We start from the raw sequence: 14936 nt of genomic DNA on the forward strand, positions 1-14936 counted from the left end.
TGGACCGCCGGCCGGGCATTGCGCCCGGCGGCGTGGATTTGCCTCAATATCGTGCGCCCGCAGCGCCACGATGGACCACCTGTAGATCCGATGGCGATAAGTTGATCGTATTGGAATTGCGTTTGAGCCTTTTCAAACGGACATATCCGTGTTACCAGCCCGTGCCAATTCATCTGAACTGAACTTGATTGGCGCTCCATCATCGTGGTGCGCCCTTTAGTCTTTTACCGCAAGGAATTGGTCCATGGCAAAAATCGTTGAATCCGCAACAGGCGCATTGGCACTGACATTTGACGATGTCCTGCTGCAACCCGGTCATTCGGAAGTCATGCCCGGTCAGACCGACATTCGCACGCGTATCGCGCCGGATATCGAGCTAAACCTTCCGTTGCTTTCTGCTGCCATGGACACGGTAACCGAGTCGCGGCTCGCCATCGCCATGGCTCAGGCGGGCGGCATGGGTGTCATCCATCGCAACCTGTCGCCGGAACTGCAGGCGGAAGAAGTTCGCCAGGTCAAGAAGTTCGAATCGGGCATGGTGGTCAATCCTGTTACGATCGGCCCCGATGCCACGCTTGCCGACGCCCAGGCGCTCATGCGATCTCACGGCATTTCCGGGATTCCGGTCGTGGAGAGTGCGGGCGACGGCAGCCGCAAGCCCGGTCGCCTCGTTGGCATTCTTACCAATCGCGATGTGCGCTTTGCGTCGAACCCGGCGCAAAAGATCCACGAACTTATGACCCGCGACAACCTCATCACCGTGCGTGAAAACGTTCAGCAGGACGAGGCAAAGCGGCTATTGCACCAGCACCGCATCGAAAAACTGCTGGTGGTGGACGATCGCGGACATTGCGTCGGACTGGTAACGGTCAAGGATATCGAAAAGTCGCAGCTCAATCCGAACGCGGCAAAGGATGCCCAAGGCCGCCTTCGCGTTGCAGCAGCGTCGAGCGTAGGCGAGGATGGCTTTGAACGGGCCGAACGGCTGATCGCCGCCGGCGTGGACGTCCTCGTCATCGATACGGCGCACGGGCATTCGCAGCGGGTACTCGATGCAGTCACCCGTGCCAAGAAAATGTCGAATGCGGTGCGCATCATCGCTGGCAACGTGGCGACCGCAGCGGGAACGCAAGCTCTGATCGATGCAGGCGCCGATGCGGTCAAGGTCGGCATCGGACCGGGCTCGATCTGCACCACCCGCATCGTTGCTGGCGTCGGCGTGCCGCAGCTTTCGGCCATCATGTCGGCCGTCGAGGCCGCGCACAAGGCGGGCGTTCCGGTCATCGCCGACGGCGGCATCAAATATTCCGGTGATTTCGCCAAGGCGTTGGCCGCTGGCGCAGCGGCAGCCATGGCCGGGTCAGCTCTGGCCGGGACGGAAGAGAGCCCTGGCGAGGTCTATCTCTACCAGGGGCGCTCCTTCAAGGCCTATCGCGGCATGGGCTCTGTTGGCGCAATGGCCCGCGGTTCGGCCGATCGCTACTTCCAGGCAGAAGTGCGCGATGAGCTCAAGCTGGTGCCCGAAGGCATCGAAGGACAGGTCGCCTACAAGGGTCCCGTTGCAGGTGTCCTGCACCAATTGGCAGGAGGCCTGCGTGCATCCATGGGTTATGTGGGTGCCAAGAACTTGGAAGAATTCCGCGAAAAGGCTACATTCGTTCGCATCACCAATGCTGGTCTGCGCGAAAGCCATACCCATGATGTTACAATCACACGCGAAAGCCCGAACTATCCGGGCGGGAACTGATAGCTGAGCGGAAGGCGATGTCCGACAGCGCCCTCCGCGACCACTTCTCGGCCATGGCGCGCAATAGCGCATGGTCCAATCATCGCTTGCTTACCGCTTGCGCAGAATTGACGGATGAAGAATTTGCGCGGGAGCGCACCAGCTTCTTTCCTTCTATCCAACTCACCTTGAATCACAACCTGATCGTCGACCACATCTACATGGCCGATATGATCGGCAAGGGCAGGCAGAATGTGGGGCTTGAAGGGGATTTGCCGTTCCCGAAGGCGCGTGATCTCAAGCGCGCCCAGGAGGAATTCGACATAAGCCTGATCGAATTTTGCGATGGCATGACCCCAGAAGACCTCGACCGCATCATTTCGATCACGTGGCGTGCGGGAGACACCTCGCAGGAGCCGATCCATCTGGTGCTGTCACATCTGTTCGTTCACCAGATCCATCATCGCGGCCAGGCCCACGCGATGCTTGCGGGGACGCGCGTGCCGCCGCCGCAGCTTGATGAATTTTTCCTCAATTACGACATTCCTCGCCGCAAGGGGGAACCGTTTACTCACTAGGCGACAAAATCCGTTGCGATTTGGCGGTATATTTACTGTTCTATATTCATGATATCCTCGGGAGGATATAATGCCGGTTTATATCAAGGATTATGAGGAGCTTGCCCGTCGCTACCAGGTGGCAATCAAAGACCGAGGCTGTGCGCCGGGCCTTGCAACATGCGCTGGATGGATCAATGTAGCGCGGATTCTCGGGATTCCACTCCCTGCTGCGACAGCCGCGGTCCTCGACTTTCTGGCTTTGATGGAAATCGAACTGGTACAAATCCCTCCGCAAGCTGCTTTCCTTGCAATCGAAGCCTTCGACCGCTTCGGCAAGAATCGTCATCCAGCCGATCTCAATTTCGGAGATTGTTTCGCCTATGCTTGCGCGCGCCATTATGGTGTACCGATGCTTTTACAAAGGCAACGACTTTACGCAGACCGACATTGAAGCCGCCTGACCTGGCTTGGCTTCATGGAATAATCCTTCGCTCGCGAAGATCACGGAACACGCGCATGAACATTTCCTCCGTATCGACAAATTCATGGAAGCCGGCACGCCGCAATTTCGTCCCGTCGGCAAAGAAGTCATAGTTCCAGCCAAAGACGGCGTCGCCGAAACCCCACGACGACACATCCTTGTAGGGCGTGTCAGCAAGGTTGTTCTTGTCGATCATCTTTTTCCAGAGTTCTTCCTTGTTTGCCATCACGACGTCGAGCGACATGGGAAGCGGTGGCGCGACTTCGAGATCGAAGAACCTGGCTATTTTCGGCCACATCTCGCTCCAGCGGAAAAGGTCGCCATTGTTGATGTTGAAAGCCTGATTGCCGCATTGCGGATTTGTCGCGATGAAGACGGTCGCCCGCGCCAGAAGGTCGGCGTCGGTCATTTCGATGAGACTGTCATAGGCGCCGGGCTTGCCCGGGAAGCGCAGGGGAATCCGCAACTCCTTGGACATCGACGCATAAACGGCGATAACCGACGCAAGATTCATCGGGTTGCGCAGCGCGAAGCCGATAACGACGGATGGGCGAAGCGCCGACCAGGTCCAGCTTTTGCCCTTCTGCGAGGCCTCAAGGAAATCCTGCTGATCGATGTTGAATTCGGGCGGCATGTGATTGGCATCCGTCTCGCGCGCTGGCGTCTTGAACGGGCCAAGATGGGCACCGTAGACCTTGTAGCCCTGCATCAGGCTGATGTGCTCGAGACGTTGCGCCACCGGTTCGATGGCATTGACCACATTCACCAGCATGGCAAGGTTCGGTGGAACAAGTTCGGCCCATGTCGACCGGTCCTGGTAAGCTGCGTAGAAAATATGCGTCGCATCGGTCAGATGGGTGAGTTTTTGCCTTGTGTCGTCAATGTCGAGCAGATCGACGGCGATGTGGCTGACTTTGCCTTGCGCTACGCCGCCGCGCCGCGAAAGCCCCACAATGTCCCAGTCACCAAGTTCAACAAGATGCGCGATGAGATTGCCACCAATGATTCCGTTTGCGCCAACGACAACCGCCTTTTTCCATTTCAATGCCATATCTGCCGCCTCCTTGAACCGCATAGGAGGCAGATTTAATTTATCTATTTCCATTTATGTAGGTCGGAATTATTGATATTATTTATAAGTAGGACTTTGAGGCAAGCCATGGACCGCTTTGCGGCGATGAAGACATTTGTTCGGGTCGCCGAGCGCGGCACCCTGTCTGCGGCGGCGCGAGAACTTGGTCTCACTCAGCCGGCCGTAAGCCAGCAGGTTGCGACACTGGAGCGACACCTGAACGCGCGGTTGCTTCATCGATCAACGCGAAGACTCGCTTTGACCGAAGCCGGCGAGGCCTACTATCGACAGGCGCGCGCGATCCTTCAGTCGGTCGAGGAAGCGGAGGAGAGTGCGGGCGCAACCGCAAGCGGGCTGCGCGGCAGTCTGCGACTGCATGGTCCGGTTGGCTTTGGCCAGATGCACCTTACCCCAGCCGTTATCGAGTTCCAGCGCCTGCATCCCGAACTCGTCACTGAACTCGTCCTGGATGACCGAATCGCCGATGTCATTGCCGAGGGTGTCGATATTGCCATTCGCCTTGGCGACCTGAAATCCTCCGGGCTGATCGCGCGCAAACTTGCCACCTTCGAGCGCATCCTTGTGGCTTCGCCCGGCTATCTTGCCGACTGCGGCGCGCCGCAAGCTCCAGATGACCTTCTCCAGCATCGACATGTTCGCTTTGTCTGGGCGCCGCAGGGCGAGGCGGTCCCGCTGACCGGACCGAACGGGCCAATCATGGTGCCAGTTCGCTCGACCTTCCTCGCCAATAATGCCTTTGTGCTCAACGAGGCACTTTGTGCCGGCCTCGGCATTGGAGGCGCCCAAGTGCCGCTTGTCCAGCCTCTTCTCGATGCGGGCAGGTTGATCCGGGTTCTTCCCGACTATGCCTACGCGCCCCTCGACATCCACGCTGTCTATGCAACATCGCGCTTCGTCCCACGCAAGGTCGGCGCCTTTATCGATCATCTTTCCACGCATATGAAGGATATTGCGGGCTTGCGCTTGATCCGTAAGCTTGAATAGAACGTATGCACCGTAGGAGGGCATGAATGTCACAGACCGCAATTTTCTGGCCGATGATCGCGCTGACGTTTCTGATCTGCTGCGTCTATGCAGTGGTATTCCTGCGGCGGCGCGAGGCCGTGAGCAGCGGTCAGGCCAGGCCTTCAGACTTCAGGCTGCCGCTAAACGAGCCCGAAGCCAGTGTTACGGCGATCCGCAATCTGATCAATCTCTACGAATTGCCGGTCCTCTTCTACGTCGTCTGCCTGTCGCTATACGTGGTCAATGGCGCCAACATATTTGCCTTGATTCTCGCCTGGCTCTTCGTCGCCGCTCGCGTCGCCCATACGATCGTGCACATCACATCCAATCGGCTGCGCCTGCGCCAACCGCTCTTTGTGGTAGGATTTATCTTGAATGGAGCCCTCTGGATCTTGCTCGCGGTGCATCTCGCACTGCCGCCTGTTGCTTAAGCAGCAAAGGCGTTGAGTTCATCCGCCGAGATTGCGAGTTCCTTACTGCATTCAACGATCGTTACGGCCAGCGCTTCAAAATCGTCACGTCGCTCGCTCTGCTTGCGCCAGATGAGCCCGATCTCACGCGAAGGTTCGGGATCGGCGAAAGCCACAATCCGCACATTGTTACGTGTCGCCTCGGTGCGGACGGCGATTTCGGGGATCAGCGTCAGCCCCATGCCATGGCTGACCATCTGCAACAGCGTCGCCATGCTGGTCGCTCCGTAATTGACCAATTGCCGCCGCTTGACGTTGGTGCACACCGCAAGCGCCTGATCGCGCAGGCAATGTCCTTCCTCAAGCAGGAGCAGGCGCTCGACGGCCACATCTTGCTGGGTCATGGGTGACGTCAGGACGTCGATATCGTTGGTCGACGTCGCAACGAGAAAGCGATCGCGAAAAAGTGGCCGGGTGATGGTGCCCTCAGTATCGATCGGCACCGCGGCAATCAGTGCGTCAAGATCTCCAAGCCGCAAATCCTCGATGAGCTTGGAGGTAACCGCCTCGCGCAGTTCGATCTCAAGGTCCGGATAGGCTTCGTGCAGTGCCGGGACGAGGAGCGGCAACAGATAGGGCGCGATCGTTGGAATGATGCCGAGCCGCAGTTGGCCTTTGAGGATGCCGCGCTTTTGCGCCGCGAGTTCTTCAAGCGAGCGGATCTCATCAAGAATGGTACGAATGCGCGGCAGAAGGCGCTTGCCCATATCGGTCAAAACCACTGACCTGCGGGTCCGCTCGAACAGGGAAGCCCCGAGACGCATTTCCATTTCCGCGATCTGCGCTGAGAGTGCGGGTTGTGAAATGCGAGCCATTTCCGCCGCCTTGCGGAAGTGCAGGGTGGTCGCGAGAATTTCGAAATAACGCATCTGCCGGACGGAAAACATGATAGGCAAATCCTATCAATAATTATTCTAAATACAATTGGAAACTATAATTAGAAAGGTTCTATGGTACGCGCGGATGCGGCGAACTCCGCTCCGTGGGATTCTTTTTTCAACTTGAAGTTTTTAGGGAGAGGGCAATGGCTGATCGTCCGACATTGACAACAACTGCCGGTGCGCCGGTTTCCGACAACCAGAACAGTATAACGGCAGGCGAACGCGGCCCCGTACTGATGCAGGATTACCAGCTTCTTGAAAAGCTTTCGCATCAGAACCGCGAACGCATCCCCGAGCGCGTCGTACACGCCAAGGGCTGGGGTGCGTTCGGGACGCTGAAGATCACGGGCGACATTTCCCGTTACACCAAGGCAAAGGCGCTGCAGCCTGGCGCGGAAACCCCAATGCTTCTGCGTTTCTCAACCGTTGCCGGTGAACTCGGCGCAGCCGATGCAGAGCGCGACGTTCGCGGCTTTGCCATCAAATTCTACACCAATGAGGGCAACTGGGACCTCGTCGGCAACAACACGCCGGTGTTTTTCGTCCGCGACCCGCTGAAGTTCCCCGACTTCATTCATACGCAGAAGCGTCATCCGCGCACGAACATGCGCTCGACGACCGCCATGTGGGACTTCTGGTCGCTTTCGCCTGAAAGCCTGCATCAGGTGACGATCCTCATGTCGGATCGCGGCTTGCCCGTCGCACCGATGTACATGAACGGGTATGGTTCTCACACCTACTCGTTCTGGAATGATCAGGGCGAACGATTCTGGGTGAAGTTCCACTTCAAAACCCAGCAGGGCCACAAGTTCTACACCAATGCGGAAGCTGAAAACCTCATCGGCAAGACGCGCGAATCCTATCAGGAAGAGTTGTTCGGCGGCATTGAACGCGGCCAGTTCCCGAAATGGACCGTGCAGGTCCAGGTCATGACCGAAGCGCAAGCCGAGAAGACCTCATACAACCCGTTCGACCTGACCAAGGTCTGGCCGCACGGCGAGTTCCCGCCCATCGAGATCGGCGTCATGGAACTCAACCGCAACGCCGACAATTATTTTGCCGAGATCGAACAGGCAGCATTCTCGCCATCGAATATCGTGCCCGGCATCGGTCATTCGCCCGACAAGATGCTGCAGGCACGCGTCTTCTCCTATGCGGATGCTCATCGCTACCGCTTGGGCACGCATTATGAGGCATTGCCGGTCAATGCTCCGAAGTGCCCGGTCCATCACTACCACAAGGATGGGCAGATGAATTTCTTTGGCCAGAAGACCGGCAATGTCGATGCCTACTACGAGCCGAACAGCTTCTCGGGTGCGGTCGAGCAGCCTTCTGCAAAAGAGCCGCCGCTGCCGCTGTCGGGCGCAGCCGACCGCTACAATCATCGCATCGGCAACGACGATTATGGCCAGGTGACGGCATTGTTCAACCTGTTCGACGCCGGGCAGAAATCACGCCTTTTCTCCAACATCGCCGCAGCGATGGATGGCGTTCCGGGCGCGATCGTCGAGCGTCAGCTGGCGCATTTTAAGCGCGTGCATCCGGACTACGAGGCTGGCGTCCGCGCTGCGTTGAAGGAAGCGCACGGCTACGAGGCAAGCGCGATCTCGCAGGAAGAAAAGTCCGAAGCGGCCGAATAGTAGCCGTTCCACCGGTCTGAACATACGAGCCGGGGCTATACGCTCCGGCTTTTCTTTATTGCCGTGGCCATGTATGCGACAGGTGCAACGAGAAAAGGAATGCACATGCGACTTGGTGGACGCCTGCAGGCGGCAATCGAAGTTTTGGATGATATCGAGAACCGCAAGCGGCCGGCTTCCGATGCCCTGAAGGATTGGGGCCTTTCGCACCGCTTCGCTGGTGCCGGCGACCGCGCGGTCATCGGCAATATCGTCTATGATGCCCTGCGGCGTAAGCTGTCGCTGGCTTGGCGCATGGATAGTGATGCCGCTCGCCACATTGCCTTTGGTGTACTGCTTTCCGATGCTGAACTCGATATCGACGACATCAATTCGGCGCTTGCCGGCGACAAGTTTGCTCCAGCGCCGCTTGAAGCGGAGCGCCTTTCAATCTGGGAAGCACGCGACATGGCTTCCGCACCCGACAACGTCCGCGCCGATGTCCCGGAGTGGTGCGTGCCGCATTTCGAGGCGATTTTCGGCGACACATGGGTCGGGGAGGCGGCTGCGCTCAGCGATCGCCCGCCGGTCGATCTGCGCGTGAACACGCTGAAAGCCGACCGTGACAAGGTGCTCAAAGAATTGGCTCGGGCAGGTGCTGCCCCTGCACCCCTGCTGGAAACGGCCGTGCGCATTCCACCCTTGCGTGCCATGGGACGCCACCCCAATGTTCAGACGGAGCCTGCCTTCCAGCGCGGGCTATTCGAGGTGCAGGATTTGGGCTCGCAGATCGCGGCCAAGCTGAGCGACGCAAAGTCGGGCGAGCAGGTGCTCGATTATTGCGCTGGAGCCGGCGGCAAGACCTTGGCGCTCGCCGCCGAGATGGGCAACAAGGGCCAGATCCATGCCTATGATGCGGAGCGGGCCAGGCTCGCGCCGATCTTCGACCGGCTGAAGCGGGCAGGCGTGCGCAATGCACAGGCCCATGCCAATGTCGAAGATCTTGCTGTCCTCGAGGGCCAGATGGATCTGGTGCTTGTCGACGCGCCGTGCACCGGTTCGGGCACGTGGCGGCGCAGGCCGGATGCGAAGTGGCGCCTCAGCGACCAGCAGATGGAACGGCGCGAGGTCGAGCAGCGTGAAGTGCTTGATGCCGCCAAGGCTTATGTCAAACCGGGGGGGCGGCTCGTCTATATTACCTGTTCCTTGTTTGCTCCGGAAAATGGCAATCAGGTCGATGTCTTCCTTGCCGGCAACGATGCTTACAAGCGTGTCGATACGCAGTCCCTGTGGAATCGCGCCGTCACCGGCACCTCCGATCTGTCTCCGCTCTTCAAGCAAGGCACAACAATTCTTTCGCCGCTTGCAACCTCGACGGACGGCTTCTTCATTTCTGTTCTCAGGCGGGAAAAATAACGTTACAAAAGCGCCGAGGCACGTCCACTAGCAGAAGGTTCGAGCATGTCCCGTTCCATGGCGCTTCTAATGTTTCTCGTGTTGGTTATCGGCGGTGGGCTCGCCATAGGTTACATCACCCTTCCAGGGGAATGGTATGCGGGGCTGGCCAAGCCGTCTTTCAATCCCCCAAATTGGATATTCGCCCCGGTCTGGACCATCCTTTACATCCTGATCGCCATTGCCGGCTGGCGGGTCTGGGATTATGGCCTGACAAAGCCGCAGCAATTCTGGTGGGCGCAGCTTGTCCTGAATTTCCTTTGGTCGCCGACTTTTTTCGGCCTCCAGCAAATGGGACTGGCACTGATCGTAATTGCCCTGTTGCTCGTCGCCATCATTGGTTTCATAAAAGTGACATGGGAGCCTGACCGGTCCTCGGCACTTCTTTTCCTGCCCTATCTCGTGTGGGTAGCTTTTGCGACACTTCTCAACGCATCATTGTGGATGCTCAATGCAACAGGATGACATGTTCGCCTATCTGACGCCGATCGCCGGAAAAAAGGTTGTCTTCGTTATGGCCGTCGATGCGGAATATGGGCCGCACCTACAGCGGCTCTTTACGCCGCTGATCACGGGCGTCGGTCCTGTGGAGGCCGCTGTGAGTGTCGCCGCAACGCTAGCAAGTCTCGCGGCAAACCGTTCGCTTCCCGATCTTGTCGTATCGCTCGGTTCGGCGGGTTCGCGCACGCTCGAACAGGCCGAGATCTATCAGGTCACAAGTGTCAACTATCGCGACATGGACGCCTCGGCCCTTGGCTTCAAGAAGGGCGCCACGCCTTTCCTCGACCTGCCCGTCGTCGTTCCGCTGCCCCATCGCATTCCGGAGATCAAGGAAGCATCATTGTCGACGGGCGCCAATATTGTTTCGGGCAAGGCCTACGACGCCGTCCATGCCGACATGGTCGATATGGAGACCTTTGCCGTGCTGCGCGCCTGTCAACGCTTCGAACTGCCTCTCATTGGCCTTCGCGGCATTTCGGATGGCAAGGAGGAACTTCGTCACGTCAACGACTGGAAGGAATATCTCCACGTCATTGACGAGAAGCTGGCGCTTGCGGTCGAGGCCATGGGCGCGGCATTGGAAGACAAGCGCATCACAATTTGAGAGGCCGGTGGCCACGCTCGAGCGCTCGATCAGGTAAGGATTGAGCGACCCCACTTGAATCAGAATCGCAAGCGCTTCACCCATTCTTTCAACAACCGGAATCACTTTTTCAGTGCGGCGTGGTAACCCATTGCACCGACTCGACATTTGCTTTAAAGGCCCGCCATGAACACTCCCGTACACCCTGATACAGTCCTCATCGTCGATTTCGGCAGCCAGGTTACACAGCTGATCGCCCGCCGCGTGCGCGAGGCAGGCGTCTATTCCGAGATCGTTCCCTTCCAATCCGCCAGCGAGGCATTCCATCGCATTCGCCCGAAGGCGGTTATCCTTTCCGGCAGTCCGCATTCGACGGTTGATCTCGGCAGTCCGCGCGCGCCGCAGGACGTCTTCGACACGAACATTCCAGTTCTCGGCATCTGCTACGGCGAGCAGACGATGTGCGCCCAGCTCGGCGGGAAGGTCGAGGGTGGTCATCATCGCGAATTTGGCCGCGCCTTTCTCGACATTCAGGAGGAATGCGCGCTCTTCGAGGGCGTCTGGGCCAAGGGCACGCGTCACCAGGTTTGGATGAGCCATGGCGACCGCGTCGTCGAAATTCCCGAAGGGTTCAAGGTTGTAGGCACGTCGACCGGTGCGCCGTTTGCGGCGATTGCCGACGAGGCGCGCAAATACTATGCCGTGCAGTTCCATCCGGAAGTGGTACATACGCCGGATGGCGCCAAGCTATTGCAAAATTTCGTCCATCGCATTGCTGGCATCAAGGGCGACTGGACGATGTCCGCCTATCGCGAGCAGGCCGTCAACGCCATCCGCAAACAGATCGGTGACAAGAAGGTGATCTGTGCGCTTTCGGGCGGCGTCGATTCTTCGGTTGCCGCACTTCTGATCCACGAAGCCGTTGGCGATCAGCTGACCTGCATCCTTGTCGACCATGGTCTGATGCGCAAGAACGAGGCTGCGGATGTCGTCCAGATGTTCCGCGAGCATTACAATCTGCCGCTTATCCTCGTCGATGCCGCGGACCGCTTCATCAGCGCGCTCGAAGGCGAGGCGGATCCCGAGAAGAAGCGCAAGACGATTGGCAGGCTTTTCATCGAAGTCTTTGAGGAAGAAGCCAAAAAGCTGGGCGGTGCCGATTTCCTGGCGCAGGGTACTCTCTATCCAGACGTCATCGAAAGCGTCTCCTTCACAGGGGGACCTTCTGTGACGATCAAGTCGCACCACAATGTCGGCGGTCTGCCGGAGCGCATGAACATGAAGCTTGTGGAGCCGCTGCGCGAGCTTTTCAAGGATGAGGTGCGCGTGCTCGGCAAGGAACTCGGCCTGCCGGATCATTTCATCGGCCGCCACCCGTTTCCGGGTCCTGGCCTCGCTATCCGCTGCCCCGGCGGTATCACACGGGAGAAGCTTGAAATCCTGCGCGAGGCCGACGCCGTTTACCTCGACGAAATCCGCAAAGCCGGTCTCTACGATGTCATCTGGCAGGCATTTGCCGTCCTGCTGCCGGTCCAGACAGTTGGTGTCATGGGCGACGGCCGCACCTACGAGTTCGTCTGCGCGCTGCGCGCGGTGACCTCCGTTGATGGTATGACGGCGGATTTCTACCACTATGACATGAGCTTCCTCGGCCAGGCCGCGACCCGGATCATCAATGAAGTCAAGGGCATCAACCGCGTCGTCTATGACGTCACTTCAAAGCCGCCCGGCACGATCGAGTGGGAATAGGCGAGCGGGCTGTCACGTCGCGAAATAGCTTGGTTGATCAAGGTCCGCTAGAAGTCCTGGTTCTTTCGGCTGCCAACCGAGCGCCTTGCGCGTTTGTGCACTTGAAGTCGGATTGTCGATAGCAGCAAAATGGGTGAACCAGCCGAAGTGCTCGGCGGCTTCCTCATGTCCCAAGCTGACAACGGGCAAGTTCAGGCGGCGGCCGATCACCTCCGCAATGTCCTTGAAGGGCACGCCGTTTTCGTCACTGGCGTGGTAGCGCGCGCCAGCGACGGCCTGTTCGATCGCGAGGCGATAGAGCAGCGCTGCATCGAAGCGGTGGACCGCCGGCCAGCGGTTAAGCCCTTCGCCAATATAGGCTGAAATGCCCTTCTCACGCGCCATGCTGATCAGCATCGGAACGAATCCGTGGTCGCCATCGCCATGTACGGAGGGTGACAGACGCATGACAGATACGCGCACGCCGCGCTCAAGCACCGTGGCTGCTGCTTGTTCGGACGCAACACGCGGCGCGGCATTTATGCCTGATTGCGGCCCGTCGTATTCCGTGGCAACGCCTGATGAAGCGACAAGTGCGGTTCCCGAGGTAATGATCAAGGGACGGTCAGTCCCCGCGAGTACTTCGCCCATTGCCTCGATGGCGCGCCGGTCGGTTTCGCAGTTTTCCTTGAACTTCGAGAAGTCGTGAATGAAGCCGGTATGGACGACACCGTCGGCAGAGGCCGCTCCGCTGCGCAGGCTTTCGAGATCTTCAAGGCTGCCGCGCTTAACTCCAACGCCAGCTGCCGCAAGCGTCGCGGCGGCAGCATCCGACCGGGCAAGCCCGACGACGCGGTGTCCGGCGCCAAGCAATTCCTGGATAACCGCAGAGCCGACGAAGCCTGTGGCGCCAGTGACGAATACGCGCATTGCAACTCTCCTTGTGACTGGAGCAAAGCCGACGCGAGGGCCTGCATACACCCAGTCATAGGTGGTTGCTGGCGTACGATCTATGCTGTAATGTCCGTATTATCTTCGCGATCGTCCGGTGTGATTTCATGGACCCACTATCCGATGTTCTATCGCTTCTGAAACCACGCAATTACATGTCGGCCGGGTTTACGGCAGGCGGCAAATGGTCGATTCAGTTTGAGGATCAGCAGAAAGGCATCAAAACGGGAGCTGTCGTTTCGGGCGAATGCTTGCTCGCCGTGGAAGGCGTTGTTGATGTTGTGCGCCTCAGCGAAGGGGATTGTTTTCTCTTGCCGAGCGGTCGACCCTTCCGACTTGCCAGCGATATGGAGACGGAACCTGTTGACGCCCCTACAGTCTTTTCCAGTGCGCGCGATGGCGGCATCGTATCCTATAAGGGTGGTGGCGATTTCTTCATGATCAGCAGCCGCTTTGCGCTTGCGGAGGGCCATTCAGGCGTCCTCCTTGGCATGCTGCCACCCATTGTCCACATCCGCAGGCAATCGGAAGCCGCGGCCTTACGCTGGTCTGTCGAGCGCATGATGCAGGAGTTGAGCGAGCAGCGGGCAGGCGGGTTTCTGATCCTGCAACATCTCGCCCATATGATGCTGGTTCAGGCGCTGCGTCTGCATCTGGCAGAAGGCCATAAACGTGGCGCCGGATGGCTCTTTGCCCTTGCCGACAAACAGATGAGCGCGGCGATGAATGCCATGCACGGCGATCCGGCGCGGCGTTGGACATTATCCGCGCTTGCCGAACACGCCCGCATGTCACGGTCCACTTTCGCCCTGAGATTCAAGGAAATGGTGGGGGTATCGCCGATGGAATACCTGACGCGCTGGCGCATGTTGCTGGCAGGGGACCAATTGGCGAATACCGGCAATTCCATTTCCGTCATCGCTCCCTCCCTTGGGTACGAATCCGAGAGTGCATTCAGCACGGCCTTCAAACGGGTCATGGGCTGTTCGCCCCGCAATTATGTCCGTGGCCAAAATTCTGTTTCGCCTTCGTCGCAATAAATTAGTATTGACTAATGAATTAGCGATCACTAATTTATCCGCATGATCGAATCCGCCGCTATCACCACCGTCATGCGCACGCTCGCCGATCCTACCCGGCGCGCCGTGTTTGAGCGGATCGTTCGATCCGACGAGATTACGGTGGGCGAGCTGACGCGGGGGAGCGGCGTAACGCAGGGCGCCATATCCCAGCACTTGAAGTCATTGAAACAGGCCGGCCTCGTCGCCGAACGTCCCGAAGGGCGCAACGTCTATTACCGCGCCCAACCTGAGGGGCTCGAGCCGATCTTCGATTGGATGAGCCACTACGGCGTCTTTTGGCGTGAACGGTTCGCCACCCTCCGTAGCCTCCTGAAGGAGATTGATCCATGAACGACGCCGCATCGAAGTTGGATACCCATGACATTGTCGTCGACGAAGTCTTCCCCCATGCGCCGGAGACGATTTGGAAGACGCTGACGACCGGCGCGCTGATCGGCCGCTGGATGATGGAAGCGAAGGGCTTTTCGCCCGTAAAGGGCAATCGCTTCAGTTACCAGACCACGCCGGCGGGCGAATGGGACGGCACCATTCACTGCGAGGTCCTGGAGGCGGTGCCGAACGAGCGTCTCGCCTACGCATGGAAAGGCGGGCACGAAAGCAATGCTGGCTACGGCTCACGTCTCGATACGGTCGTTACATTCATCCTTGCACGGGTCGAAAATGGCACGCGGCTTCGCCTGGTTCATTCCGGCTTCGTCACGCCGAAGAATGATACGGCATTCAAGAGCATGAGCGAGGGCTGGAAGAAGGTTGTCCCGCGCATCGGTACTGTCGCCAGCGAAGAGAACTGAAGTTCCCGAT

16 protein-coding genes are annotated in these 14936 nt (G+C 58.6%); 13 read left to right on the forward strand and 3 right to left on the reverse strand.

Annotated elements, in window-relative coordinates:
- Positions 1–244: 244 nt before the first annotated feature.
- The 3 genes from guaB (at position 245) to AAAB35_RS27365 (ending at position 2737) form a co-directional block, all read left to right on the forward strand.
- The gene (gene guaB, locus AAAB35_RS27355) at positions 245–1747 is read left to right on the forward strand and encodes an IMP dehydrogenase (RefSeq protein ID WP_340671489.1); all 1503 of its coding nucleotides are present in this window, start codon (positions 245–247) and stop codon (positions 1745–1747) included.
- A 17-nt stretch (positions 1748–1764) separates the two neighbouring features.
- The gene (locus AAAB35_RS27360) at positions 1765–2304 is read left to right on the forward strand and encodes a DinB family protein (protein ID WP_340671490.1); all 540 of its coding nucleotides are present in this window, start codon (positions 1765–1767) and stop codon (positions 2302–2304) included.
- Positions 2305–2374: 70 nt separating this feature from the next.
- Complete coding sequence (locus AAAB35_RS27365) at positions 2375–2737, forward strand: type II toxin-antitoxin system VapC family toxin (protein ID WP_340671491.1); 363 nt, start codon at positions 2375–2377, stop codon at positions 2735–2737.
- A gap of 22 nt (positions 2738–2759) precedes the next feature.
- Here the strand turns inward: AAAB35_RS27365 and AAAB35_RS27370 are convergent, their stop codons facing one another.
- On the reverse strand, positions 2760–3818 hold the full coding sequence (locus tag AAAB35_RS27370) for an SDR family oxidoreductase (protein ID WP_340671492.1): 1059 nt from the start codon (positions 3816–3818) through the stop codon (positions 2760–2762).
- Between the two features lie 108 nt (positions 3819–3926).
- Here AAAB35_RS27370 and AAAB35_RS27375 point away from each other — a divergent pair, with 108 nt between their 5' ends.
- Together AAAB35_RS27375 and AAAB35_RS27380 are read left to right on the forward strand one after the other, a co-directional pair.
- Positions 3927–4844 (forward strand): LysR family transcriptional regulator, encoded by a 918-nt coding sequence (locus AAAB35_RS27375; protein ID WP_340671494.1) that lies wholly within the window; start codon positions 3927–3929, stop codon positions 4842–4844.
- Between the two features lie 26 nt (positions 4845–4870).
- Positions 4871–5296 carry an MAPEG family protein gene (locus AAAB35_RS27380; protein WP_340671495.1) on the forward strand — a complete coding sequence of 142 codons (426 nt, stop codon included), beginning with the start codon at positions 4871–4873 and terminating at the stop codon, positions 5294–5296.
- Here AAAB35_RS27380 and AAAB35_RS27385 read toward each other — a convergent pair.
- Positions 5293–6222 carry a LysR substrate-binding domain-containing protein gene (locus AAAB35_RS27385; protein WP_340671496.1) on the reverse strand — a complete coding sequence of 310 codons (930 nt, stop codon included), beginning with the start codon at positions 6220–6222 and terminating at the stop codon, positions 5293–5295. The two genes, AAAB35_RS27380 and AAAB35_RS27385, sit on opposite strands and share 4 nt — an antisense overlap.
- A 137-nt stretch (positions 6223–6359) precedes the next feature.
- Between AAAB35_RS27385 and katA the strand changes: the two genes are divergently transcribed.
- The 5 genes from katA (at position 6360) to guaA (ending at position 12123) form a co-directional block, all read left to right on the forward strand.
- Positions 6360–7856 (forward strand): catalase KatA, encoded by a 1497-nt coding sequence (katA, locus tag AAAB35_RS27390; RefSeq protein ID WP_340671497.1) that lies wholly within the window; start codon positions 6360–6362, stop codon positions 7854–7856.
- Positions 7857–7961: 105 nt separating this feature from the next.
- On the forward strand, positions 7962–9251 hold the full coding sequence (locus AAAB35_RS27395; protein ID WP_340671540.1) for an RsmB/NOP family class I SAM-dependent RNA methyltransferase: 1290 nt from the start codon (positions 7962–7964) through the stop codon (positions 9249–9251).
- A 45-nt stretch (positions 9252–9296) separates the two neighbouring features.
- Positions 9297–9755, forward strand: coding sequence for a TspO/MBR family protein (locus AAAB35_RS27400; protein ID WP_340671498.1), 459 nt, complete (start codon positions 9297–9299; stop codon positions 9753–9755).
- Between the two features lies 1 nt (position 9756).
- Entirely contained in the window at positions 9757–10395 is a 639-nt protein-coding gene (locus AAAB35_RS27405; RefSeq protein ID WP_340671541.1) for a 5'-methylthioadenosine/S-adenosylhomocysteine nucleosidase, read from the forward strand.
- A 165-nt stretch (positions 10396–10560) separates the two neighbouring features.
- On the forward strand, positions 10561–12123 hold the full coding sequence (guaA, locus tag AAAB35_RS27410) for a glutamine-hydrolyzing GMP synthase (RefSeq protein WP_340671499.1): 1563 nt from the start codon (positions 10561–10563) through the stop codon (positions 12121–12123).
- A gap of 12 nt (positions 12124–12135) precedes the next feature.
- On the opposite strand, the gene AAAB35_RS27415 is transcribed toward guaA, so the two are convergent.
- The gene (locus AAAB35_RS27415) at positions 12136–13032 is read right to left on the reverse strand and encodes an SDR family oxidoreductase (RefSeq protein WP_340671500.1); all 897 of its coding nucleotides are present in this window, start codon (positions 13030–13032) and stop codon (positions 12136–12138) included.
- A gap of 128 nt (positions 13033–13160) precedes the next feature.
- Between AAAB35_RS27415 and AAAB35_RS27420 the strand changes: the two genes are divergently transcribed.
- Genes AAAB35_RS27420 through AAAB35_RS27430 form a run of 3 tightly spaced genes read left to right on the forward strand, consistent with a single transcriptional unit; the run spans position 13161 to position 14926 of the window.
- Complete coding sequence (locus AAAB35_RS27420) at positions 13161–14093, forward strand: AraC family transcriptional regulator (RefSeq protein WP_340671501.1); 933 nt, start codon at positions 13161–13163, stop codon at positions 14091–14093.
- Positions 14094–14135: 42 nt separating this feature from the next.
- Entirely contained in the window at positions 14136–14465 is a 330-nt protein-coding gene (locus tag AAAB35_RS27425; protein WP_340671502.1) for a metalloregulator ArsR/SmtB family transcription factor, read from the forward strand.
- On the forward strand, positions 14462–14926 hold the full coding sequence (locus AAAB35_RS27430) for an SRPBCC domain-containing protein (protein WP_340671503.1): 465 nt from the start codon (positions 14462–14464) through the stop codon (positions 14924–14926). Before AAAB35_RS27425 ends, AAAB35_RS27430 begins: the two co-directional genes overlap by 4 nt.
- Positions 14927–14936 lie beyond the last annotated feature (10 nt).

This window comes from Phyllobacterium sp. (assembly GCF_037994425.1).
Taxonomy (GTDB): Bacteria; Pseudomonadota; Alphaproteobacteria; order Rhizobiales; family Rhizobiaceae; genus Phyllobacterium.